The organism is Hydrogenophaga sp. ANAO-22, assembly GCF_042466645.1.
Classification (GTDB): domain Bacteria; phylum Pseudomonadota; class Gammaproteobacteria; order Burkholderiales; family Burkholderiaceae_C; genus Hydrogenophaga.
In genome coordinates this window covers 1,469,797-1,490,342 of the sequence record NZ_CP159956.1, presented here as the reverse complement: position 1 = coordinate 1,490,342, position 20,546 = coordinate 1,469,797, and the positions used below count along the sequence as shown (strand labels likewise).

The window sequence follows — 20,546 nt, the reverse complement described above, 5'->3', positions numbered from 1 at the left end:
TTGAAAGAAGAAAACGTCAGGCCAGGTCGCGCCGCCGCAGCTTGCCGGACTCGGTGAGCGGCAGCTCGTCGACGAAGGCCACGGTCTTGGGCGCCATCCAGCTCTCCAGCCGGGCCAGGCAGTGGCGGACGATCTCGCGTTCGCTCAGCGTCGCGCCCTCGCGCAGGCGCACGAAGGCTTTCACGGCCAGGCCCAGGCGCTCGTCGGGCGTGCTGGTGACGGCGGCTTCGCGCACGCCGGGCAGTTCGCAGATGGCGTGTTCCACCTCCAGCGGGTAGACCTTCTCGCCGCGCGACTTGAACATGTCGTCGGTGCGGCCCACGCAGTAGAGCCAGCCGTCGGCGTCGCTGCGGAAGACGTCGCCGGTGCGCAGGGTGTTCTCGCCCGGGCGCGGGCCGGGCGAGAGGCGGTTGGGCTGGCCGGCGGGCGCGTTCCAGTAGCCCGCGCTCACGTGCGCGCCGCAGACCACCAGTTCGCCGGTGCTGCCATGGGGCAGGCGCTGGCCGCTCTCGTCTTCCAGCCAGTGTTCCTGGTGCGGGATGCCGCGCCCCACGCTCTCGGGCCGGGTGTCCACTTCCTCGTGCGGCAGGTAGCTCGCGCGCATGCATTCGGTGAGGCCGTACATCAGCAGCAGCCGCGCGTGCGGCAGGCGCTCGCGCAGCTGCGCGGTGTGCGCGGCGGGCAGGGCGGCGGCGGCGTTGGTGATGAGGCGCAGCGCGCTCAGGTTGTGCGCGCTCAGGTCCAGCGCGAGCAGGCTGGCCCACAGCGTGGGCACGCCGGGGAACACGGTGACGCGCTGCGCGGCGAGCCGCTGCAGCAAGCGCATGGGGAAGGCGGCGGTGTTCTCCAGCACCAGCGTGGCGCCGATGCCCAGGCCCATGAGCACGTGGTACAGGCCGTAGCTGAAGGTGGGCGGCAGGGCCAGGCCGATCACGTCGTCGTGCGCCAGGTGCAGGTAGGCCTGCACCGCGCGCCAGGCCGCGAGCATGTTGGCGTGGCTGAGCATCACGCCCTTGGGCACGCCGGTGGTGCCCGAGGTGTAGATGAGCGCGGCGAGGTCGCCCGGATTGGCGGGCCCGGCATGGGCCGTGGCCGTGGTGGTGGGCTGCGGCCAGGGCTGGGCGTTCGTGTCGCCCTGGGCCCACACCAGGGGTGCCTGGGGCGTGTCGGCCAAGGCCGCTGCCCACGCCGTGGCCAGCGAGGCCTGGGTGAGCAGGGCGCGCGCGCCGGTGTCGGCCAGCACGTGGGCGAGCTTGGCGGCCTTGGTCTGCGGCCCCAGCGGCACCACCACGGCGCCCAGGCGCCAGACCGCGTGCAGGCCGGCCACGTAGTCCACGCCGCTGTCGAGCAGCAGCACCACGCGGTCGCCCAGGCCGATGCCGGCGGCGTGCAGCGCATTGGCGACGCCGTTCACGCGCTCGTTGAGTTCGCGGTAACTGACGTCGCGGTCGGCGACGATCACGGCGGTCTTGTCGGGCACTTCGAGGCAGCGCGCATCGAAGGCGCTGTGCACGAAGGGGCCGGGCAGGAAGGCGAGTGCGCTCATGCCAGCTCCAGCGCCGGGGTGGCGGGCCGCACGAACTGCCCGTGCAGCAGCATGGTGGAGAGCACGCCCACGAAGGCCATGTTGTCGGCGAAGCCGATGGCGCGGCCGGCCGCGCACTTGGCGCTCAGGCGGGCCACGGCGGGCGCGTCGAACAGGCCGGCGTCGCGCACGCTGGCCTCGCTCAGCAGCTCGGCCACCCAGGGCAGGGGTTTACCGGCCTCGAAGAAGCTGGCGCTGTCGGGTGAGCGGTAGGGCTGCTTGGTGCGGCGGCCGATCTGCGGCGGCAGCTCGTGCGCGAAGGCCTTGCGCAGCAGCAGCTTCTCGCACAGGCCGCGCATCTTCAGGCGCGGCGGCAGACGGCTGGCGAAGGCGATCACGCGCGGGTCGAGGAAGGGGTAGCGCCCTTCGATCGACGCGGCCATGGCCATGCGGTCGCCCTGCGCGGCGAGCAGGTAGCCGCTCATGAGGGTGTGCGCTTCCACGTACTGGTCGCGCGCCATGGGCAGCCACTGGCTGAAGCGCTCGGACAGGCGCGCGCGCAGCTGGGCGGCCGGGTCGTGCCGCGCCAGGGCCTGCTGCTGTTCGGGCGTGAAGAAGGCCCAGGCGCGCCGCGTGGTGGACAGGCGGGTCTGGTGCGCGAAGGTCGCGTCGTCGCCGGGCACGGTGCTGTCGGTGAAGAAGCGTTGCGACATCGCGTTGGAGCCGCCGGGCGAGCGCGCGAGCCAGGGGTAGAGCCGCTCGACCACGCGGGCGCGGCGCGGCGAGTCGGGCAGTTGCGCGACGAAGCGGCGGATCTTGGCTTCCTTGAACAGGTCGTAGCCGCCGAAGACCTCGTCCGCGCCTTCGCCGGTGAGCACCACCTTGTAGCCGGCAGCGCGCACGCTGTCGGCCAGGCGCAGCATGGGCGTGGGGGCGGTGCGCACCAGCGGGGTCTCGGCGTGCCACACGGTGCGCGCGAATTCGGCGGCGATGTGGTGCCGGCCGCAGCCGATGGACGAGTGCTGCGTGTTCAGGTGCCGCACCATGGCCTGCTGGTGTTCGCTTTCGTCGAACTCGGCGTCGTCGAAGGTGAGCGAGAAGCTGCGCAGCGGCGTGTCGGTGTGGCGGCGGATGATGGTGGTGAGGATGGACGAGTCCAGCCCGCCGCTGAGGTAGGCGCCCACCGGCACGTCGGCGCGCAGCTGCAGGCGCACCGCGTCCACCAGCAGGGCGTGCAGTTCGTCGGCCAGCGCGTCTTCGTCCACCGGCGCGAAGGGGTCGGTGACGGGGAAGTCCCAGTCCCACCAGCGCGTGAGCGTTTCGCCCTGCGCGTCCACCACCAGGCAGTGGCCGGGCGGCAGGCAGTGGATGCCTTCGAAGGCCGAGCGCGGCGCGAGCGGCGCCCACCAGCCGAAGCTGGCGGCCAGGCCGGCGGGGTCCAGCCCGCGCGGCACCTCAGGCAGCGCGAACAGGGCCTTGGCTTCGGAGGCGAAGGCCAGCCGCGGGCCCACGCGCGTCCAGAACAGCGGGCGGATGCCCACGCCGTCGCGCGCCAGCAGCAGGCGCTGGCGCGGGCCGTCCCACAGGCCGAGGGCGAACTGCCCGTTCAGGCGCGAGAGAAAGGCATCGCCCCAGGCCTGGTAGGCGTGCAGCAGCACCTCGGTGTCGGAGTCGGTGGCGAAGCGGTGGCCGGCCTGGCGCAGCTCTTCGCGCAGCTCGATGTAGTTGAAGATCTCGCCGTTGAAGACCAGCTGCACGCGGCCGTCCGCGCTGCCCATGGGCTGGGCGCCGCCTTCGGGGTCGATGATGGCGAGCCGCGCATGGGCCAGGCCGATCGGGCCTTCGACCCAGGTGCCCCGGCCGTCCGGGCCGCGGTGGCCCAGCGTGCCGATCATGGCGTCCAGTTCGGCCCGCGCGGGCGGGCGCCGGGGGCTGAAGAGGCCTGCGATGCCGCACATGTTCAGGCCCTCGCAGCGCGGTGTGGCGGGTCAGAGCGCATCGCTGTCGTCGCTCGCGTCGGTCAGGCCCCAGCGGGCCTTGGCCAGGCGCCTGGCCAGGGCCGGGTCGCGCGACTGCACGCCGCACAGGCGGCCTTCGTCGTCGCGCGAGGGCAGGAAGCCGGCGCGCGCGGCCACGCGTTGCGTGGCGCTGTCCTGCAGGTTCAGCCGCACGCAGCTGCAGCGCCGGGCGGCGGCTTCGCGCACCGCGTCGTGCAGCAGGCCCATCAGGGTGGCGTCGTTGTCGTGGTGCCAGTCGATCACGTGCAACTCGGGCCGGCCCTTGTCGTCGGTTTCCATCGCCCAGGCGATCAGGCCCACCACCTTGCCTTCGCGGCGCGCCACGCGCACCACGAGCGACCGCCGGGGGTTGCCCAGCAGCCGTTGCTGCAGGTAGCTGCTGTCGCGGCGCAGGTGCACGCTGGCCGGATCGAGGGTGTCGGGCACGGCCAGTGCCGGGTCGAGCTGGGTGGTGTTTTCCAGCGTGAGGCCGCGCGGCCGGTGGCGGCGCAGCGCGAGCCGGCGCAGGGCCAGGCCGCCGTTGGCCACGCGCATGGCCAGGGGCAGGCCGGCCACGGCCGGCCAGCGGCGGCGCACGAAGGGCGCGAGGTCCAGCGGGTGGGTGAAGGTCAGGCGCGAGGGCAGCGGCTCGAACATGCGGCGCACGATGCCGGCCGAGTTCTGGTTGGCGCCCACCGCGAGGGTGAAGTCGTACCGCGCGAGCATGGCCTGGTTGAGCCAGATGCCCAGGCCCGACTCCTGCGTCTCGGGGCGCACCAGCAGGTCCATCACCTGGGCGCCCGCGTGCAGCTGGCCGTCGTGCTCGACGCGCAGTTCCTCCACGCCGATGATGGCCAGCAGCCGGCCCTTGGCGCGCAGGCACCACAGGTCGCCAAAGCCGCCGCTGGCGCGCCCGAGCCGGTAGCGCCAGCGCAGGTAGGTGTCGTCGTCCCAGCCGCCGTTGAGGTGCTCGCGGCGCAGCGCGATCACCTCGGGCAGGTCGGCGAGCAGGGCCGGGTTCAGGCCGAGCTGCAGCGCCGTGGCGTCCAGCCCCAGGCTGCGCGCCACCAGCCGGCCGAGCTTCTCGTGCTCGGGCAGGCGGGGCGCGGGCGCCACGGAGCGCCGCACATCAGGCGTTTTCACTCAGCACCCCGTGCACCTTGAGGAAGGCCAGCACATCGCCGATGCGGGTCATCTCGCGCGAGACCTCGGCCGTGAGCTCGATGCCGAAGCGCTCGTCGAGTTCGGCCATGAGCATGAGCGCACCCATGGAATCCCAGTCGTCGATGGCGTCGCGCTGCAGGTCGGCGTGCATGTCTTCCACGGGCAGGTTGAAACACTCGGCGAGCATGGCGAGGGCATCGCTCACGGACACCTGGGTCTTGGATTTCTCACTCATCGGTGGCACCTCGATTCAATGACAGGCCTTCACCGTCGTCGTGCAGCAGCACGGCGCGGTCGTCGATCTGGATCATGGCCGATCCCCATGACAGTCCGACGCCATAGCCCAGCAGCATCCAGTGCAGCCGCTGCCCCGGCGCGGGCGGGGTGAGCCGGCGCGTCATGGCCACGGCCACCGAGGGGCCGCCGCAGTTGCCGCTGTCCTCGATGGACATCGGCACCCGGTCGTCCGGCAGTCCGCTCTTCTTCATCAGGTGTTTCATGATGAAGCGGTTGGACTGGTGGAACACGAAGGCGTCCACGTCGGCCACGGTCTTGCCCGCGAAGGCCAGCGTCTCGGCGATCAGCGGGGGCACGCGCTTGATGGTGAAGTTGAAGATGGCCGCGCCGTCCATTTCCAGGAAGTGGTGGCGCGGGTTGGCCGGCTCGCGGTCGCGAAAGGCGCCGCCGCGCAGGATCAGCCCGTTGGCGCCGCTGCCATCGGTGTGCAGCACGAACTGGCCGCCGGCCCCGGGCGTGTCGTCGAGCTCCAGCGCGGTGGCCGAGCCGGCGTCGCTGAACAGCAGCACGGTGGCCTGGTCTTCGGGGCTCACGAAGCGGCTGGGCGTTTCGCCGTGCAGCATCAGCACGCGCTGGTGGCCCCCGGCGCGCAGCATGGCGGCCGCGATGTACAGGCCATAGGGATAGCCGGAGCAGCCCAGGCCGACGTCGAACGCGGCGCAGGTGTCGGGCAGGCCCAGGCGCTGCTGCAGCAGGCAGCTGGTGGAGGGCAGGAAATGGTCGGGCGTCTGGGTGACGAAGATCAGCGCGCTCACGCTCTCGGGCGCCCAGCCCAGGCGTTCCATCAGCCGCGTGGCGGCGCGGTGGCACAGGTCGGCCGAGGTGATGGACGGGTCCACCACGCGGCGTTCGCGCACGCCGGCCATGGCCACGACCTTGCGCACGTCCTCCGGCGGGAAGCCCAGGGCCGGGTCGAGGTTGTCCACGACCATCGGAGGCAGGCACGTGCTGATGCCTGCGATGCGGAAACCGCCGATGTTCGATTGACTCACTCGACTTCCCTCTTTGATTCGGTCGCGTCCCCTGGGCGCTGAGGCGGGGCGCTGGTTTGGTACCCCGACCAGTATACGGAAGGGCCCCGGGCCGAGGCGCCGCCAGGGCCCGGGGCCGGTCAAATGTCACAAAAGGCGGGCCAGCGCGTCCTCCCGCCAGTGGTGCAGGGCGGTGTAGAAGCCTTCCCAGACGCAGCCGTTGCAGCCGCGCCCGCAGCAGGTGTCGGGCTCGGGCGGCGGCGGGCGCAGGGCGCTGTCCAGGTCCATGCCCCGGCGCTGCGCCAGGCCGCGCAGGTGGGCGACGAGCGCCTGCGCGGTGGGCAGGTCGGCCAGCGGCACGCCGGCCGGGTCGTGCCGCGTGAAGCGTGCTTGCTCGCGCCCCTCGAACGTGCCCACCTCCGCGAACATCGCCGCCGGCCGCACCCACAGGCCCCAGCCGCCGTAGAGCGCGCGGTACAGGGTCATGCCCTGCAGGGTTTCGCTGCAGCGCACGGTGTCCAGCACCTCGTACCAGCCGCCCTTGTAGTGGCGGTAGAGGCCGGGCGGCGTGGGGTTCAACGGGGGCAGGTCGTCGTCGGTCATGGCGGGGAGTTTAGGCGCCGGCCTTGACGGGGATCGAGGACACGGGCACGTAGAACTCGCCGCCCGCGGCCTTGAACTCGGCCGACTTGCCGGCCATGCCCTGTTCGGCGTAGTCGCGCACGTCCTGCGTGATCTTCATCGAGCAGAACTTCGGCCCGCACATGCTGCAGAAGTGGGCTTCCTTGCTGCTGTCCTTGGGCAGGGTCTCGTCGTGGAAGTCGCGCGCGGTGTCCGGGTCCAGGCCGAGGTTGAACTGGTCGTGCCAGCGGAACTCGAAGCGCGCCTTGCTCATGGCGTCGTCGCGCGCGCGGGCGCCGGGGTGGCCTTTGGCGATGTCGGCCGCGTGCGCGGCGATCTTGTAGGCGATCAGGCCCTGCTTCACGTCGTCGCGGTCGGGCAGGCCCAGGTGCTCCTTGGGCGTCACGTAGCAGAGCATGGCCGTGCCCATCCAGCCGATCATGGCCGCGCCGATGGCCGAGGCGATGTGGTCGTAGCCGGGCGCGATGTCGATGGTGAGCGGGCCCAGGGTGTAGAACGGGGCCTCGTGGCAGTGCTTGAGCTGCTCGTGCATGTTGGCCTGGATCAGGTGCATCGGCACATGGCCCGGGCCTTCGATCATGGTCTGCACGTCGTGCTTCCACGCGGTCTGCGTGAGTTCGCCCAGGGTCTTCAATTCGGCGAACTGGGCCTCGTCGTTGGCGTCGGCCGCGCTGCCGGGGCGCAGGCCGTCGCCGAGCGAGAAGCTCACGTCGTAGGCCTTCATGATTTCGCAGATCTCGTCGAAGTGCGTGTAGAGAAAGCTCTCCTGGTGGTGCGTGATGCACCACTTGGCCATGATGGAGCCGCCGCGCGAGACGATGCCGGTGCGGCGGTTCGCGGTGAGGTGGATGAAGGGCAGGCGCACGCCGGCGTGGATGGTGAAGTAGTCCACGCCCTGTTCGGCCTGCTCGATCAGCGTGTCGCGGTAGATCGCCCAGCTCAGGTCCTCGGCCACGCCGCCCACCTTCTCCAGCGCCTGGTAGATCGGCACCGTGCCGATGGGCACGGGCGAGTTGCGCACGATCCAGTCGCGCGTGGTGTGGATGTTGCGGCCGGTGGAGAGGTCCATCACGTTGTCCGCGCCCCAGCGGATCGCCCACACCAGCTTGTCCACTTCCTCCTCGATGCTGGAGGTGACGGCCGAGTTGCCGATGTTGGCGTTGACCTTGACCAGGAAGTTGCGGCCGATCGCCATCGGTTCCACCTCGGGGTGGTTGATGTTGGCCGGGATGATGGCGCGGCCGCGCGCCACCTCGTCGCGCACGAACTCGGGCGTGATGATCTCGGGGATGCGCGCGCCCATGGGGTTGCCGCGCAGGCGCGCCTCGCGCGCCGCATCGCCCAGGTACTCGGCCATCCATTCGCGCTTGCCGTTCTCGCGCACGGCCACGTATTCCATTTCGGGCGTGACGATGCCGCGGCGCGCGTAGTGCATCTGCGTCACGTTCGAGCCGGTGCGCGCGCGGCGCGGCGTGCGCTGCAGGCCGATGGCGGAGGCGCGCAAGGCCTCGATGCGCTCGGCATCGCGCGCTTCGTGTTTCACACCATCGTCCAGCGCCTGGCGCGCGCGGCCCTCATAGGTTTCGGTGTCGCCGCGCGCGGCGATCCACGCGCCGCGCACCTCGGGCAGGCCGCGCGTCACGTCGATCGCGGCCGTCGGTTCCGAGTAAGGGCCCGAGGTGTCGTACACCACGACGCGCTCGCCGTTGGTGAGCGCGATCTCGCGCATGGGCACGCTCACGCCGGGCAGCTGGCCGGGCACGTGGATCTTGCGGGAAGCGGGAAAGGGTTCGCGGCTGAGCGCGAGCGAGGCGGTGGGGATCTTGTCGGGGGCGTTCATGGTGGCGGTCTCCGGTTCCGGTGGATGGGCATGGATGAGTGCTCCGGAGGACCGCCCCAGTGACCGCGTGCGCGGGCGCCGCCCTTCCGCCGGGGGAAGGGCTATGCCCGCATGCCGCCGTGGGGCATGCGCTCTTCTTTCGCCGGTACTAACCGGATCAAGTTCACGGGTTCGGCTGGTCAGCCGTCTCAGCGCCGGACCCTTTCGAGTCCGTGCACCCCGGAGCAGAGGGGAGTGTACGCGGACACGCTTTGTCACAAGAAGACGACAGAACAGCGATAGATTGCCCGGCAAGATCGATTCCTCAGAAAGGCAGGATGAGCACATGGACAAATCAATGATGAAGGGACTGGTCGTCGGCGGTCTCGCCACGGTCGTCATCGGCGCCAGCGGCGTCACCGGCTACCAGACGCTGATGAAACCCAAAGTCGCCGAGGTTGTCGAGGTGAAGGAAGTCATGGCCACCGTGGTCACGCCGCGCGAACGCTGCGAGGACGTGGCGGTGCAGCGGCAGGCCCCCGTGAAGGACCAGCACCGCATCGCCGGCACGGTGATCGGCGGCGTGGCCGGCGGCCTGCTGGGCAGCACCATCGGCGGCGGCAACGGCAAGACGCTGGCGACCGTGGCCGGCGCGGCGGCTGGTGGCTACGCCGGCAACCAGGTGCAGAAGAACATGCAGCAGAAGGACACGGTCGCTTCGGTGGAGCGGCGCTGCAAGACGATCAACGAAAAGACGCAGAAGCTCAGCGGCTACCAGGTGACCTACCGCCTGGACGGCAAGGACGGCACGGTGCGCACCTCGTTCAAGCCCGGCGCGACGCTGCCGGTGAAGGACGGCCAGGTGGTGATCACGCCGCCGCCCGACGCGAAGTCGTGAAGGCGGCGCGGCGCAGTTGCAAGAAAATGCAACGGCGCCGAGCGGGCCCTCAGATCAGGATGTCGAACAGGTTGGAGAAGGTGTCCGTCCACGGCCGGAAGCCCGGCCGGGGCTGCAGCACCTGAGCCCCCTGCAGACTCGGCGGCAGGTTCGCCGCCTGCGCCGGGTTGACGAACACCACCCACGAGGAGCGCCGGCAGAACGGGTCGCCATGGCCCGACGGCAATTCCAGCAGCAGCGCCACCTTGCCCATGTGCAACGCGGCCGAGGCCATCACCGGGCGCAGGTCCAGGTAGGTGTTGGTGATGTGCACCGCGAGCAGCCCGTCCGGCCGCAGGTGGCGCAGGTAGGCGTCAAAGGCCTCGAGCGTGAGCAGGTGGGTGGGAATCGAGTCGCCTGAAAACGCGTCCATGGCCAGCAGGTCGAAGGCCTGCGGGGGCTCGCCCTCCAGCATCAGCCGGCCGTCGCCCAGCACCGGCAGGGTGCGCGCCGCGCTGTCGGCCAGAAACGTGAAATGCCGCCGCGCCAGGTCCAGCACCTGGTCGTTGATCTCGTACAGGCGCATCTCGTCGCCGGCGCGGCCGTACACCGCGAGCGTGCCCGCGCCCAGGCCCACCACGCCCAGCTTGCGCGGCCGGTCGGTGGGCAGGCTCAACAGCGCGCGGCCGATGCCGGTGCGCTCGCAGTAGTAGGCCGTGGCGCGCCTGGGGTGGTTCAGGTACTGCTCGCCGTGCGTGATGCTGCCGTGCACCATCTTGCGCACCGGGCCCAGGCCGTCCTCGTCCACGCTCTCGTCGATGCGCGTCTGGCTGTAGAAGTTGCGCACCACCTCGGTGTAGCCCCGCACATCGTCCAGCGAGAGGCTGGCCAAGCGCGCGCCATAGACCAGCAGGGCCAGCAGCAGGGCGGCGCGCCAGCGGCCGCGCAGCCCGGGCCAGAGCACCCGCACCATCAGCAGCGCGCACAGGAACAGGCCCAGCGGCAACTCGAAGTAGGCGTTGAAGGCCACCGGCGCGAGCAGGCCCACGAACAGGCCGCCGAGCGCGCCGCCCACCGAGAGCATCAGGTAGAACAGCGTGAGGTGGCGCAGCGGCGGGCGCCGCCGCACCAGCTCGCCGTGGCAGACCATGCAGAACACGAACACCGCCGCGCACAGCAGGGCCACCAGCACCGGCACGTCCAGGCCCTGGTTCATCGCGACATCGAGGGCCACGAAGGCCAGCGGCAGGAGACCCAGGAAGAGCGGGCGCACGTAGTAGCGCGGCGCGTCGAAACACAGGATGAAGCTCAGCAGGTAGAGCGCCAGCGGCAGCACCCAGAGAAAGGGCACGGGTGCCACGTCCTGCGTGAGGTGGCGCGTGATGGCCAGCAGCAGCATCGAGGCGGTGGCCGCCAGGCCGACCCACAGCAGGCACTCGCGCCAGCCGGGGCGGGGCGCGTCTTCGAGCGGTGCGGCGTGGGCGGTGGCGCTGTTCTGGCGCCGCACCGTGTAACCCGCCGTGGCCACGCAGACCAGCACGAACAGCGCATAACCGGCCGACCAGACCCAGGCCTGCGGTGTCACCGCCAGCGCCGGCTCGACCAGCACCGGGTAGGACAGCAGCGCCAGCATGGACGCCAGGTTGGACAGCGCGTACAGGCGGTAGGGCTGCGCGCCCCGGGCCACGAAGGCGCGCGCGTACCAGGCCTGCATCAGCGGGCCGGTGGTGGACAGCAGCAGGTAGGGCACGCCCACGGTGGTGGCCAATACGGCGAGCACGCTCCAGGTCGGGTGCGCCTGGGCGTCGAGCTTCCAGGAAGGGTCGGCCACCACCGGCAGGGTGGCCAGGCTGAGCAGCAGCAGCGCACCGTGCACCCAGGGCTGGCGCCGGGGGCTGAGCTTCTCGTGCACCAGGTGCACATAGGCGTACCCCAGCAGCAGCTCCACCTGGAAGAACACCATGCACAGCGTCCAGACCGAGGACGAGCCGCCGAACCATGGCAGGATCATCTTGGCCACGATGGGCTGGATCTGGAACAGCAGGAAAGCGGACAGGAAAACCGTGGCTGCGAACAGAGGCATGGTGAGGGGTCCTGAGCGACGCGATGCCGGAGTATGGCCGCTGTGCCCCGAACGGACCGCTCAGGACGCCGCTGGATGCTGCCGCCGGCCTTCGGCGATGAAGGCCTCGACCTCGTCGTCGAACTGCCGCAGCTGACGCACCACGACCTTGCGCAGCAGGTCCAGTTCGCTCACGGTGAGGGGGTCGTCGGAGCGGGCGGGCACCGCCATGAACAGCGAGCAGCGCAGCGCGGGGCGCCGGATGCGGTGCAGGCGCACGGTCTTGTCGCCGATGCAGGAGTGCACGCCGCTGAGCGGGATGACCGAGCAGCCATGGCCGTTGCGCACCAGGTCCAGAATGGCCGTGAGGTTGGCGATCTCGTGCACGACCTGGGCGGTCTTGCCCAGCCGGGCCAGCGCGGCCGAGAGCGTGACGTGGATGGCATTGCCCTCGCCCGCGGTGATCAGGGGCAGGCGCGCGATGTCGGCCAGCGGGACCGAGCTGCCGGGCTCGGTGCCGCCGGCCATGGCCTGGGCCGTCACGAGGTACAGGTCTTCCTCGGCGATCGGTGTGAGCAGCACCTTGTCGGTGGGGGCGGTGTTGTAGACCACCGCGCAATCCAGCTTGCCCGCGGCGACCAGGTCCATCAGGTTGGCCGAGAGGCCGTCCACCGAGCGCATCGCAACTTCGGGGATGTCGTTCTGAAAGGCTTCCACCAGCGGGACCACGATGGTGCGCGCCAGGCTGGGCGGCAGGCCCACGGCCAGGCTCAGGCGGGCCGCCTTGCCGTCGCCCCGCACCACGCGCGGAATCTGCGCCACCTGCTGCAGCACCAGGTGGGCCTGCTCCAGCAGCCGCCGCCCGGCGGGCGTGAGGTCCAGGCCCCGGCCGGTGCGGCGAAACAGCGCCACCTGGAGTTCGGCTTCCAGCATCGCGAGCTGCCGGCTGAGCGCGGCCTGCGTCAGGCCCAGGCCGTGGGCCGCCGCCGTGAGGCTGCCCACCTCGGCCACCTTGCAGAAATTCTGGAGTTGTTTGACGTCCATGCGAGCCATGAAAAAAAGTGATGTCCGGTTTCGGTGAATCTACCATTCAAACGCGCGAGACATAGAACTAGATTAACTCTGTTAGCAGAAATACTTGTATCTGATTTCAGGAGTTGACCGCCATGAACGAGCTCGCGAAGCCCATCACCCTCCACGCCAGACCCCGGGGTGCCGACCGCCACCAGTACCTCACCCAGACCAACGCCGGCACCCCCGCCGGCGAGTTGCTGCGCCGCTACTGGCAGCCGGTGGCGCTGGTGGCGTCCCTGCCGGCCGGCGCGCCGCCGCAACCGATCCGCATCATGGGCGAAGACCTCGTGCTCTTTCGCGACGACCAGGACCGCGTGGGCCTGATCGACCGCAAGTGCGCGCACCGCTGCACCGACCTCGCGCTGGGTCGCATCGAGGACGGGGGCATCCGCTGCCCGTATCACGGCTGGTTGTTCGACGTGGCGGGCCGCTGCCTGGATCAGCCTGCGGAGGCCTCGGCCACGGCCAGGCACCGCATCCAGATGAAGTCCTATCCGCTGCACCAGGCCGCGGGCGCGTTCTGGGCCTACATGGGGCCCGGAGAGCCCCCGCTGTTCCCGAACTACCCGGCGCTGCAGGGCGGCGCGGCGCATTGCTACACCACGCGCTGGCTCGGGGAGTGCAACTGGCTGCAGGCCAGCGAAGGCAACATCGACCCGGTCCACACCTCGTACCTGCACCAGCTGGAGCTGGCGGACGAACAGATGAAGGCGCGCTGGGGCGTGTTCGCCAACCAGGCGCGCCCCGAGCTGTCGATCGAGGACACGCGCTTTGGTGTTCGCCTGTACACGCGCCGACAGATCGAAGGCACGGACCGCTGCTCCCTGCGCATCACCAACTTCGTGATGCCCAACGCCTGCGCGGTGGGCGGCTTCGAGGGTTACCTCGGTGAAGGCGGCCTCACCATGCTGTGGGACGTGCCGATCGACGACGAGCGCCACTGGCGCTGGGAGTTCATCTTCCACCGCAGTGGGTCGCTGGACACGGCGGCGCTGGAAAAGCAGTACCAGGCGGAGAAGGAGGAGGGCGACCGCATGTGGCGGCGCAAGGACGGCCTGTACGCGCAGAACCGGGAGGCGATGAAGCGCGAGGAGTACCTGGGCCTGGGCCAGTGCTTCTCGGTGCACGACATCGCCATCACCCAGTCGCAGGGCGTCGTCCACCAGCAAAGGGACGAGCACCTGTCGTCGTCCGACATCGCCATCGTGCGCGCGCGCCGCATGCTCGACGAAGCCGTGGACACCGTGCAGGCCGGAGGCGACCCCCGCGGCGTGGTGCGGCAGGCGCAGGAGAACGACTTCCGGGACATGGTGGTGGTCACCGGCGAGCTGCCGAACGCGATGCCCAAGGAAGCGTATTGCGCCCGCTACGCGGTCGATGCCACGCTGTTCGCGCCCCAGACCGCCGGTTCGCACGCCGGTGCGGCGGCATGAGCGCGCTCATCGCGGCCGAGCGGCAGGCACCGGCTCGCCAGGGGCTGGAGATCATCCGCGTGCGCGTGCGCTCGGCCCGGCGCGTGGCGCTGGACGTGCGCGAGCTCACGCTCGAGGCGCTCGACGGCGGTGAACTGCCGGCTTACACGCCCGGTGCGCACATCGACCTGCATCTGAAGCCCGGCCTGGTGCGCCAGTATTCGCTGTGTGGCGATGGCGGGGACCGCGCGAGCTACACGGTGGCGGTCAAGCTCGAGGCCGCCTCGCGGGGCGGTTCGCGCTTCCTGCACGAGGCCGTGGCCATCGGCACCGTGCTCGACATCGGCACGCCCCGCAACCATTTCCCGCTGCTGACGGACGCGGCGCACAGCGTGCTGGTCGCCGGCGGCATCGGCATCACGCCGCTGTTGAGCATGGCGCGCCACCTGCAGGCCGGTGGCAAGCCGTTCGAGCTGCTGCATTTCGTGCGCGCCGCGGAGCACGCGGCCTACCGGGAGCTGCTGGCGTCCGATCCTTTTTCGGCCCACTGCCGGCTCTGGTGCGGCCTGCCACCCGAGGCGGTGCGCGAGCAGCTGGAACGCGCGCTGTCCAGGCCGCCTGCGGGCGCCCACCTCTATCTGTGCGGACCGGCCGGTTTCATGGACACGGTGCTCGCGGTGGCGGCGCGCCACTGGCCGCCCGGCCAGGTGCACCTGGAGCATTTCGCCGCGCCCACCACCGCCTCGGAGGCCGCCGACAGCGCGTTCGAGGTCCGCCTCGCGCGCGGTGCCCGCACGGTGACCGTGCCGGCGCACATGACCATCGTGGACGCGCTGCGCGAGCAGGGCGTGGCCGTCGAGACCGCGTGCGAACAAGGCATCTGCGGCACCTGCGTCACCCCCGTGCTGGAGGGCGAGGTCGACCACCGCGACGGCTTCCTGACCGACACCGAAAAAGCGCAAGGCGACTGCATCGCGCTTTGCGTCTCGCGCGCGCGCGGCCCGTTTCTCACCCTGGACCTCTGAGTCCAACCCTTTCCCCACAACGAGGAGACACCCCATGAAAACCAGCCTCACCCTGGCGGCCCTGCTGGGCGCGCTGACCGGCGCCCACGCGCAAGCACCCACGCCCGGCGGCGTGCAGCTCTACGGGGTGCTCGACACCGGCGTGGAGCACCTCAGCAACGTGGGTGCGTCCGGCGCCAGCGTGACCCGCATGCCCTCGCTCAGTGGTGGGCAGCTGCCCTCGCGCTGGGGGCTGCGCGGCAACGAGGAACTGGGCGGCGGCCTCAAGGCGGTGTTCACGCTCGAGTCCGGCTTCGGCGTGGACAACGGCACGGCCCTGCAGGGCGGGCGGGCTTTCGGCCGCCAGGCCTTCGTGGGCCTCTCCGCGCCCTGGGGCACGCTGACCCTGGGGCGCCACTGGACCATGAGCTTCCATTCGATGCTCGACGCCGACGTGGTGGGCCCGGCGGTGTTCGGCTCGGCCGCGCTGGACCCTTACCTGCCCAACGCCCGCACCGACAACGCGATCGCCTACCGGGGCAGCTTCGGCGCGCTCACGGTCGGTGCCACCTATTCGCTGGGGCGCGATGCCCTGGCGCCGGCCAACTGCGCGGGCGAGAACACGGCGCGCGAGTGCCGCGCCTGGTCGGCCATGGTGAAGTACGACGCACCCCGCTGGGGTGTGGCGCTGGCGCACGACCTGCAGAAGGGGGGCGCCGCGGGCAACTTCTTCGGGCAGCCTCCCGGCACGCTGCCGGCCGCCGGCAACCAGGACCGCCGCACCCTTCTCACCGGCTACGCCAGGCTGGGCAGCGCGAAGATCGGCGCCGGCTGGATCCAGCGCCGGCTGCGGGCCTCGCCGACCCCGCTGTCCACCGACCTCGTGTTCGTCGGCGCCAACGTACCCCTGTCCGGCGCCTGGAGCGTGGACGCGCAGGTGCTGCAGCTGCGCGACGAGCGGCCCGACGCGAACGCCCGCATGCTCGTGCTGCGCGGCAACTACGCGCTGAGCCGGCGCACCTCGGCCTATGCGTTGTTGGGCCGGGTGTCCAACGACCGCCTGGCGGCCTATTCGATTTCCGCGGGCGAGCTGGCCAGCGCCGCGCCGCTGGCCGGGCGCGGTCAGACCGGTTTCATGCTGGGCATGCGCCACAGCTTCTGAAACCCACGGCACGTTTTCATCGAACCCCGAACGAGAAGATCCCCATGAACGAGATGCACACCAACCGACGGCGCTTCATCGCGGGCCTTGCCGCGACCACCCTTCCTGTCCACCACGCGCGGGCCTCGGACCGGCTGCCCGGCGTCGTGAAGCTGCTGGCGGGCTTTCCCGCGGGCGGCGCGATCGACGTGGTGGCCCGGCGCATCGCCGAGTTCGTCCGCGGCGTGGCCGCCGACACCGCGGTGGTGGAGAACAAGGCCGGTGCCGGCGGGCGCATCGCCATCGACACCCTGCGCCACGGCCCGGCCGATGGCAGCCAGTGGCTGGTGACGCCGGGGTCGATGATCGTCATCTACCCCCACGTGTACACCCGGCTCAGCTACGACCCGGTCAAGGACCTGGTGCCGGTGGCCCAGATCGCCACCGTGCCGCTGGCGCTGGCGGTGGGGCCGGCCGTGCCCGCGCAGGTCGGCGATGTGAAGGCCTTCGTGGCCTGGCTCAGGGCCAACCCCACGGCCCTGAACGTGGGTTCGCCGGCCGCGGGCAACATCACCCATTTCCTGACCTACCTGCTGCAGAAGTCGTCGGGCCTCCCGCTGCAGCACGTGCCCTACCGGGGCTCGGCGCCGGCCATCGCCGACCTGCTGGGTGGCCAGATCCCCGCGGTCATCAACCCCATCACCGACATGCTGCCGCACCTGAGCGGGGGCAAGCTGCGCGTGCTGGGGGTGACGGCCCGCGAGCGCAGCGGCTTCGTGCCGGAGGTGCCCACCTTCCTGGAGCAGGGCATGCCCGAGGTGCTGGGTTCCGAATGGATCGGCATGTTCGCCAGGCCCGGCACCCCGGCGCCGCACATCGACCGCATGTCCACCGTCGTGCGCGCCGCCTTGCGCACGCCGGCCGTGAAGGAGAGCTTCGCCAGGCTGGCGCTGGTGCCCGCCGAGCTGGACGGCGCCGCGCTGGCCACGAAGATCCGCAGCGAGCTCGCGGGCTGGCGCGAGGTCTCGCGCACCTTCGGGTTCCGGCTGGACGAGTGACCCCGCGGACGCCGCGATCTACACTGCGTCGAGCGGCGATCCTCCCTGCGGGCAGGGGGGCGCCGTCCGCAGGAGCGCTGGCATGAACAGTTTTGGCAAACGGGCGCAGGGCGAGCGCCTGGAGCGCATGCGCGCTTCGCCCCTGTGGGACGGCACGGGCTTTCGCAACCTGCACCCGGTGCTGCCCGGGCTGCGCGACCCCACCGTGCCCCGGCCCACGCTCAAGGAGTTCCTGAGCGCGGGCGACCGGCGACTGCCCGGCGTGGCACTGCCCTCGCTGGACCCGCGCGAGCGCTGGGGCCGCCCGGCCCAGAGCGGCCTGCGCGCCACCTGGCTGGGGCATTCCACGGTGCTGATCGAGATCGACGGCCACCGCGTGCTGACCGACCCGGTGTGGGGCACGCGCGCCTCGCCGTTCCGCCTGCTCGGCCCCAAGCGTTTCCAGCCCGTGCCGCTGCGGCTGCGCGAGATGCCCGAGGTGGACGTGGTGGTGATCTCGCACGACCACTACGACCACCTGGACTACCCCACCATCCGCGCGCTCGCGCGGCACAGCCGCGTGCCCTTCGTCACCTCGCTGGGCGTGGGCGCGCACCTGCAGGCCTGGGGCGTGGCGGCCGAGCGCATCACCGAGCTGGACTGGTGGGACAGCCACCGCGTGCCCGGCACCGGCATCACGATCACGGCGGCGCCTTCGCAGCACTTCTCCGGCCGCAGCTTCAAGGACCGCAACGCCACGCTGTGGTCGTCGATGGTGATCGCCAGCGAGCGGCACCGCGTCTTCTTCAGCGGCGACACCGGCCTGACCACGGAGTACGCCACCATCCGCGAGCGCCTCGGGCCGTTCGATCTGGTGATGCTGGAGGTGGGTGCCTTCCACCCGGCCTGGGGCGACATCCACCTGGGGCCGGCCAACGCCCTGAAGGCGCACGCGCTGCTGGGTGGCGGGGCCCTGCTGCCGGTGCACTGGGGCACCTTCAGCCTGGCCATGCACGCCTGGGACGAACCGGTGGAGACCTTGCTGGCCTTGGCGCAAGGGCAGGGCACGCCCTTGCTCATGCCCCGGCTGGGTGAGGCGGTGGAGCCGGCCGCGCTCGAGGTGGTGACGCCCTGGTGGCGCTCGCTGGACGCCGGCCACGAAGCCCCGAAGGCGCCCGATGGTCCAGCGGCCCTGCAGCGCGACCTGCCCTGGCCCCTGGATTGAATGAAGAAAGACCTTGCATGAACACCACCGTTGCCGGCCCCGATGGCCAACCTCGCTGCCGCTGGTGCGCCGCCGCGCCCGAGTTCTTCGCGTACCACGACCGGGAGTGGGGCTTCCCCGTCGACGACGACCGCCGGCTGTTCGAGAAGCTGTGCCTGGAGAGTTTCCAGTCCGGCCTGAGCTGGCGCACCATCCTCGCCAAGCGCGAGAACTTCCGCGCCGCCTTCCACGGTTTCGACTTTCACCGCGTCGCCCGCTTCACGGCCCGGGACGTGGAGCGCCTGCTGGGCGACGAGGGCATCGTGCGACACCGCGGCAAGATCGAGGCGGTCATCAACAACGCGCGGCGCGCGCAGGAGATGGTGAAGGCCGAAGGCTCGCTGGCGGCGTTCTTCTGGCGCTACGAACCCGACGAGGCGGACCTGGGCGCGCCACAGACCGTGTCCACGTCGGACGCCTCCGTGCGCCTGTCGAAAGACCTGAAGAAACTCGGCTGGGCCTTCGTCGGCCCGACCACGGTGTTCGCCTTCATGCAGGCCATGGGTCTGATCAACGACCACGCCGAGGCCTGCGTGATGCGCGCGCAGGCCTCGCAGGCGCGCCTGCGCTTCAAGCGGCCGCGTTAGGCCTCAGAGCGGGTCGGCCAGCAGCTTGGAGAGCGCCGCGATGTTGGCCGCGCTGGGCACCTGGGGCTTCATCTCGTCCTCTTCGGCCGTGGCGTTTTCGTGCGCCTGGATCGCGTTGACCATGGCGTACTGGTTCTCCCACGACAGGGTCTTGCCCTCGGGGCAGAGATCGCGCACGGTGCCGAACCAGTAGTAGCCATCCTTGCCGCCGAACAGCGCGTCGATGCCGCCGGCATCGCCCGGCTTGAGGCCATGCGCGGCCAGGATGAGCTTGAGCTTGTGGTGCGAAACGGAATACTGCATGGGGTAAGCGCGGGGTGAGGGGTCGGCGATTGTACTGAAGGCCCGCCGCCCGCGCTGCCCCTCAGGCGATGCCGCAGGCCAGCAGGTAGCGCGGTTCGTTTTCCAGCACGTGGCCGCGCAGCAGGGCGCAGGCCTTCGTGGCGTCGTGGTCTTCCACCGCGTCCACCAGCACCTGGTGGCTGGAGACCGCGTTGGTGATGGGCGAGCGGTGGCGCAGCGCGGTGAGCTGGTAACGCAGCAGCTCGTAGCTGGCGCGCAGGTAATGGTTGTCGCAGCTCTCGAAGAAGGCCTGGTGAAAGCTCATGTCGATGCGGGCGAGCGCGGGCAGGTCCTTCGCGCGCTCGGCGGTCTTCATTTCCTTCACGCACTGCGCCATGCGCTGCAGCAGCTCGCGCGGATGGGACTGCATGGCCTCGCGCAGCGCCTCGGTCTCCACCATCGCGCGGAACTGCAGCAGATGCGACAGCTCCTGCGGCGAGAGCGTGAAGACGAAGGTGCCGCGCTGCGGGTGGATCTCCACCAGGCCCTCGCTCTTGAGCCGCAGCAAGGCCTCGCGCACCGGCGTCTTGCTCACGCCCATGCGCTGGGCCAGCTGGGCTTCCGACACCTGTTCGCCGAGCTTGAGGTCGCCTTTGACGATGGCCTCGCGCAGCCGCTCGGCGACCACGTCGGTGAGCAGTCGGGGGCGTTGCAGTTCCAGGGCGGTGTTCATGGGTTGGTCGGTCTCGTGTGGCGAGGAGTATAGGGTTATTGCTGATTTAACATCTGAGATATCAGATACCATGGCGGCCGACACGTCAAGCTGAGCAACCCGGAGACATTCACGTGAGTTCCCCGCCTTCCCCATCTTTCCCCGCGCACCCGCTGGCGCGCGCCTTTCTCGCCGCCAACCGCTGGGTGCTCATCGTGCTGTTGGGGGTGATGGCCGCGCTGGTGATCGGCAACGTGTTCGCGCGTTATGCCTTCAGCCACTCCTTCACCTGGGTCGAAGAGGCCACGCGCTACATGATGATCTGGGCCGCCTTCATCGGCGCCGGCCCCGCGCTGCGCGTGGGCGGCCACATCGCCATCGACACGCTGCAGGCCTCGGTGCCGCTGCCCATGGCGCGGCTGCTGCGCGTGCTCATCGTGGCCATCGTCGCGGCCACACTGCTGACGCTGGTCTGGCTGGGCATCGAGTACGTGGAGTTCGCCTGGTACCAGGAATCGCCGGTGCTGGGCTGGTCGCTGGGCAAGGTGTACCTCGCGCTGCCGCTGGGCGCGGCGCTGATGCTGGTGCACCTGGCGATGGTGGCGCGGCAGTGGATCGTGCTGGGCGAGTGGGACCGGGTCGAAGGCTTCGACCCGCAGGCCCTGTGAACCCGGAGGGC

The 20,546-nt window shown here is 70.7% G+C and carries 19 protein-coding genes, 1 pseudogene and 1 riboswitch; of the genes and pseudogenes, 8 read left to right on the top strand and 12 right to left on the bottom strand.

The window, feature by feature from the left end; translation table 11 throughout:
• Positions 1-16: 16 nt before the first annotated feature.
• The 8 genes and pseudogenes from ABSY19_RS07030 to thiC form a co-directional block, all read right to left on the bottom strand.
• Complete coding sequence (locus ABSY19_RS07030) at positions 17-1,546, bottom strand: class I adenylate-forming enzyme family protein (protein ID WP_382160585.1); 1,530 nt, start codon at positions 1,544-1,546, stop codon at positions 17-19.
• Positions 1,543-3,483: an asparagine synthase (glutamine-hydrolyzing) gene (gene asnB / locus ABSY19_RS07025; RefSeq protein WP_382160583.1), complete on the bottom strand. Its 1,941-nt coding sequence runs from the start codon at positions 3,481-3,483 to the stop codon at positions 1,543-1,545. Before asnB ends, ABSY19_RS07030 begins: the two co-directional genes overlap by 4 nt.
• A gap of 30 nt (positions 3,484-3,513) precedes the next feature.
• Positions 3,514-4,665 carry a hypothetical protein gene (locus ABSY19_RS07020; RefSeq protein ID WP_382160580.1) on the bottom strand — a complete coding sequence of 384 codons (1,152 nt, stop codon included), beginning with the start codon at positions 4,663-4,665 and terminating at the stop codon, positions 3,514-3,516.
• Positions 4,652-4,921 (bottom strand): acyl carrier protein, encoded by a 270-nt coding sequence (locus tag ABSY19_RS07015; protein WP_382160577.1) that lies wholly within the window; start codon positions 4,919-4,921, stop codon positions 4,652-4,654. Before ABSY19_RS07015 ends, ABSY19_RS07020 begins: the two co-directional genes overlap by 14 nt.
• Positions 4,914-5,975, bottom strand: coding sequence for a 3-oxoacyl-ACP synthase III family protein (locus ABSY19_RS07010; protein ID WP_382160574.1), 1,062 nt, complete (start codon positions 5,973-5,975; stop codon positions 4,914-4,916). The genes ABSY19_RS07015 and ABSY19_RS07010 overlap by 8 nt, the downstream gene beginning before the upstream one ends.
• A 126-nt stretch (positions 5,976-6,101) precedes the next feature.
• Positions 6,102-6,242, bottom strand: a complete 141-nt coding sequence (locus ABSY19_RS07005; RefSeq protein WP_382163719.1) for an oxidoreductase-like domain-containing protein — start codon at positions 6,240-6,242, stop codon at positions 6,102-6,104.
• Between the two features lie 87 nt (positions 6,243-6,329).
• A pseudogene (locus ABSY19_RS07000) lies at positions 6,330-6,557 on the bottom strand (DUF1653 domain-containing protein); the annotation flags it as partial.
• A 10-nt stretch (positions 6,558-6,567) separates the two neighbouring features.
• Positions 6,568-8,436 (bottom strand): phosphomethylpyrimidine synthase ThiC, encoded by a 1,869-nt coding sequence (gene thiC / locus ABSY19_RS06995; RefSeq protein WP_382160572.1) that lies wholly within the window; start codon positions 8,434-8,436, stop codon positions 6,568-6,570.
• A 117-nt stretch (positions 8,437-8,553) separates the two neighbouring features.
• A riboswitch (TPP riboswitch) is annotated at positions 8,554-8,668 on the bottom strand.
• Positions 8,669-8,761: 93 nt separating this feature from the next.
• Here thiC and ABSY19_RS06990 point away from each other — a divergent pair.
• A complete protein-coding gene (locus ABSY19_RS06990) occupies positions 8,762-9,313 on the top strand; it encodes a glycine zipper 2TM domain-containing protein (protein ID WP_382160568.1) in 552 nt (183 codons plus the stop codon).
• A gap of 49 nt (positions 9,314-9,362) precedes the next feature.
• On the opposite strand, the gene ABSY19_RS06985 is transcribed toward ABSY19_RS06990, so the two are convergent.
• Complete coding sequence (locus ABSY19_RS06985) at positions 9,363-11,375, bottom strand: spermidine synthase (protein ID WP_382160565.1); 2,013 nt, start codon at positions 11,373-11,375, stop codon at positions 9,363-9,365.
• A 60-nt stretch (positions 11,376-11,435) separates the two neighbouring features.
• A complete protein-coding gene (locus ABSY19_RS06980; RefSeq protein WP_382160562.1) occupies positions 11,436-12,398 on the bottom strand; it encodes a LysR substrate-binding domain-containing protein in 963 nt (320 codons plus the stop codon).
• 122 nt (positions 12,399-12,520) lie between these two features.
• Between ABSY19_RS06980 and ABSY19_RS06975 the strand changes: the two genes are divergently transcribed.
• The 6 genes from ABSY19_RS06975 (at position 12,521) to ABSY19_RS06950 (ending at position 18,873) form a co-directional block, all read left to right on the top strand.
• Positions 12,521-13,861: a Rieske 2Fe-2S domain-containing protein gene (locus ABSY19_RS06975; RefSeq protein WP_382160560.1), complete on the top strand. Its 1,341-nt coding sequence runs from the start codon at positions 12,521-12,523 to the stop codon at positions 13,859-13,861.
• Complete coding sequence (locus ABSY19_RS06970) at positions 13,858-14,865, top strand: PDR/VanB family oxidoreductase (RefSeq protein ID WP_382160557.1); 1,008 nt, start codon at positions 13,858-13,860, stop codon at positions 14,863-14,865. The genes ABSY19_RS06975 and ABSY19_RS06970 overlap by 4 nt, the downstream gene beginning before the upstream one ends.
• A 34-nt stretch (positions 14,866-14,899) precedes the next feature.
• Positions 14,900-16,006, top strand: a complete 1,107-nt coding sequence (locus ABSY19_RS06965) for a porin (RefSeq protein WP_382160554.1) — start codon at positions 14,900-14,902, stop codon at positions 16,004-16,006.
• A 44-nt stretch (positions 16,007-16,050) separates the two neighbouring features.
• Positions 16,051-17,043, top strand: a complete 993-nt coding sequence (locus ABSY19_RS06960) for a tripartite tricarboxylate transporter substrate-binding protein (RefSeq protein ID WP_382160551.1) — start codon at positions 16,051-16,053, stop codon at positions 17,041-17,043.
• Positions 17,044-17,125: 82 nt separating this feature from the next.
• Positions 17,126-18,247 carry an MBL fold metallo-hydrolase gene (locus ABSY19_RS06955; protein WP_382160548.1) on the top strand — a complete coding sequence of 374 codons (1,122 nt, stop codon included), beginning with the start codon at positions 17,126-17,128 and terminating at the stop codon, positions 18,245-18,247.
• A gap of 17 nt (positions 18,248-18,264) precedes the next feature.
• On the top strand, positions 18,265-18,873 hold the full coding sequence (locus ABSY19_RS06950) for a DNA-3-methyladenine glycosylase I (RefSeq protein WP_382160545.1): 609 nt from the start codon (positions 18,265-18,267) through the stop codon (positions 18,871-18,873).
• A gap of 3 nt (positions 18,874-18,876) precedes the next feature.
• Here the strand turns inward: ABSY19_RS06950 and ABSY19_RS06945 are convergent, their stop codons facing one another.
• Complete coding sequence (locus ABSY19_RS06945; protein WP_291116509.1) at positions 18,877-19,176, bottom strand: hypothetical protein; 300 nt, start codon at positions 19,174-19,176, stop codon at positions 18,877-18,879.
• A 61-nt stretch (positions 19,177-19,237) separates the two neighbouring features.
• A complete protein-coding gene (locus tag ABSY19_RS06940; protein WP_382160542.1) occupies positions 19,238-19,888 on the bottom strand; it encodes a GntR family transcriptional regulator in 651 nt (216 codons plus the stop codon).
• Positions 19,889-20,001: 113 nt separating this feature from the next.
• On the opposite strand from ABSY19_RS06940, the gene ABSY19_RS06935 reads away from it, so the two are divergent.
• Positions 20,002-20,535, top strand: a complete 534-nt coding sequence (locus ABSY19_RS06935) for a TRAP transporter small permease (protein WP_382160539.1) — start codon at positions 20,002-20,004, stop codon at positions 20,533-20,535.
• Positions 20,536-20,546 lie beyond the last annotated feature (11 nt).

Coding starts and splice junctions, on each gene's coding strand:
- ABSY19_RS06970 (WP_382160557.1), top strand. CDS start 13,858: ATGAGCGCGCTCATCGCGGCCGAGCGGCAGGCACCGGCTCGCCAGGGG.
- ABSY19_RS06950 (WP_382160545.1), top strand. CDS start 18,265: ATGAACACCACCGTTGCCGGCCCCGATGGCCAACCTCGCTGCCGCTGG.
- ABSY19_RS07015 (WP_382160577.1), bottom strand. CDS start 4,921: ATGAGTGAGAAATCCAAGACCCAGGTGTCCGTGAGCGATGCCCTCGCC.
- ABSY19_RS07005 (WP_382163719.1), bottom strand. CDS start 6,242: ATGGACCTGGACAGCGCCCTGCGCCCGCCGCCGCCCGAGCCCGACACC.
- ABSY19_RS06985 (WP_382160565.1), bottom strand. CDS start 11,375: ATGCCTCTGTTCGCAGCCACGGTTTTCCTGTCCGCTTTCCTGCTGTTC.
- ABSY19_RS07030 (WP_382160585.1), bottom strand. CDS start 1,546: ATGAGCGCACTCGCCTTCCTGCCCGGCCCCTTCGTGCACAGCGCCTTC.
- asnB (WP_382160583.1), bottom strand. CDS start 3,483: ATGTGCGGCATCGCAGGCCTCTTCAGCCCCCGGCGCCCGCCCGCGCGG.
- thiC (WP_382160572.1), bottom strand. CDS start 8,436: ATGAACGCCCCCGACAAGATCCCCACCGCCTCGCTCGCGCTCAGCCGC.
- ABSY19_RS06975 (WP_382160560.1), top strand. CDS start 12,521: ATGAACGAGCTCGCGAAGCCCATCACCCTCCACGCCAGACCCCGGGGT.
- ABSY19_RS06940 (WP_382160542.1), bottom strand. CDS start 19,888: ATGAACACCGCCCTGGAACTGCAACGCCCCCGACTGCTCACCGACGTG.
- ABSY19_RS06980 (WP_382160562.1), bottom strand. CDS start 12,398: ATGGACGTCAAACAACTCCAGAATTTCTGCAAGGTGGCCGAGGTGGGC.
- ABSY19_RS06965 (WP_382160554.1), top strand. CDS start 14,900: ATGAAAACCAGCCTCACCCTGGCGGCCCTGCTGGGCGCGCTGACCGGC.
- ABSY19_RS06955 (WP_382160548.1), top strand. CDS start 17,126: ATGAACAGTTTTGGCAAACGGGCGCAGGGCGAGCGCCTGGAGCGCATG.
- ABSY19_RS06990 (WP_382160568.1), top strand. CDS start 8,762: ATGGACAAATCAATGATGAAGGGACTGGTCGTCGGCGGTCTCGCCACG.
- ABSY19_RS06960 (WP_382160551.1), top strand. CDS start 16,051: ATGAACGAGATGCACACCAACCGACGGCGCTTCATCGCGGGCCTTGCC.
- ABSY19_RS06945 (WP_291116509.1), bottom strand. CDS start 19,176: ATGCAGTATTCCGTTTCGCACCACAAGCTCAAGCTCATCCTGGCCGCG.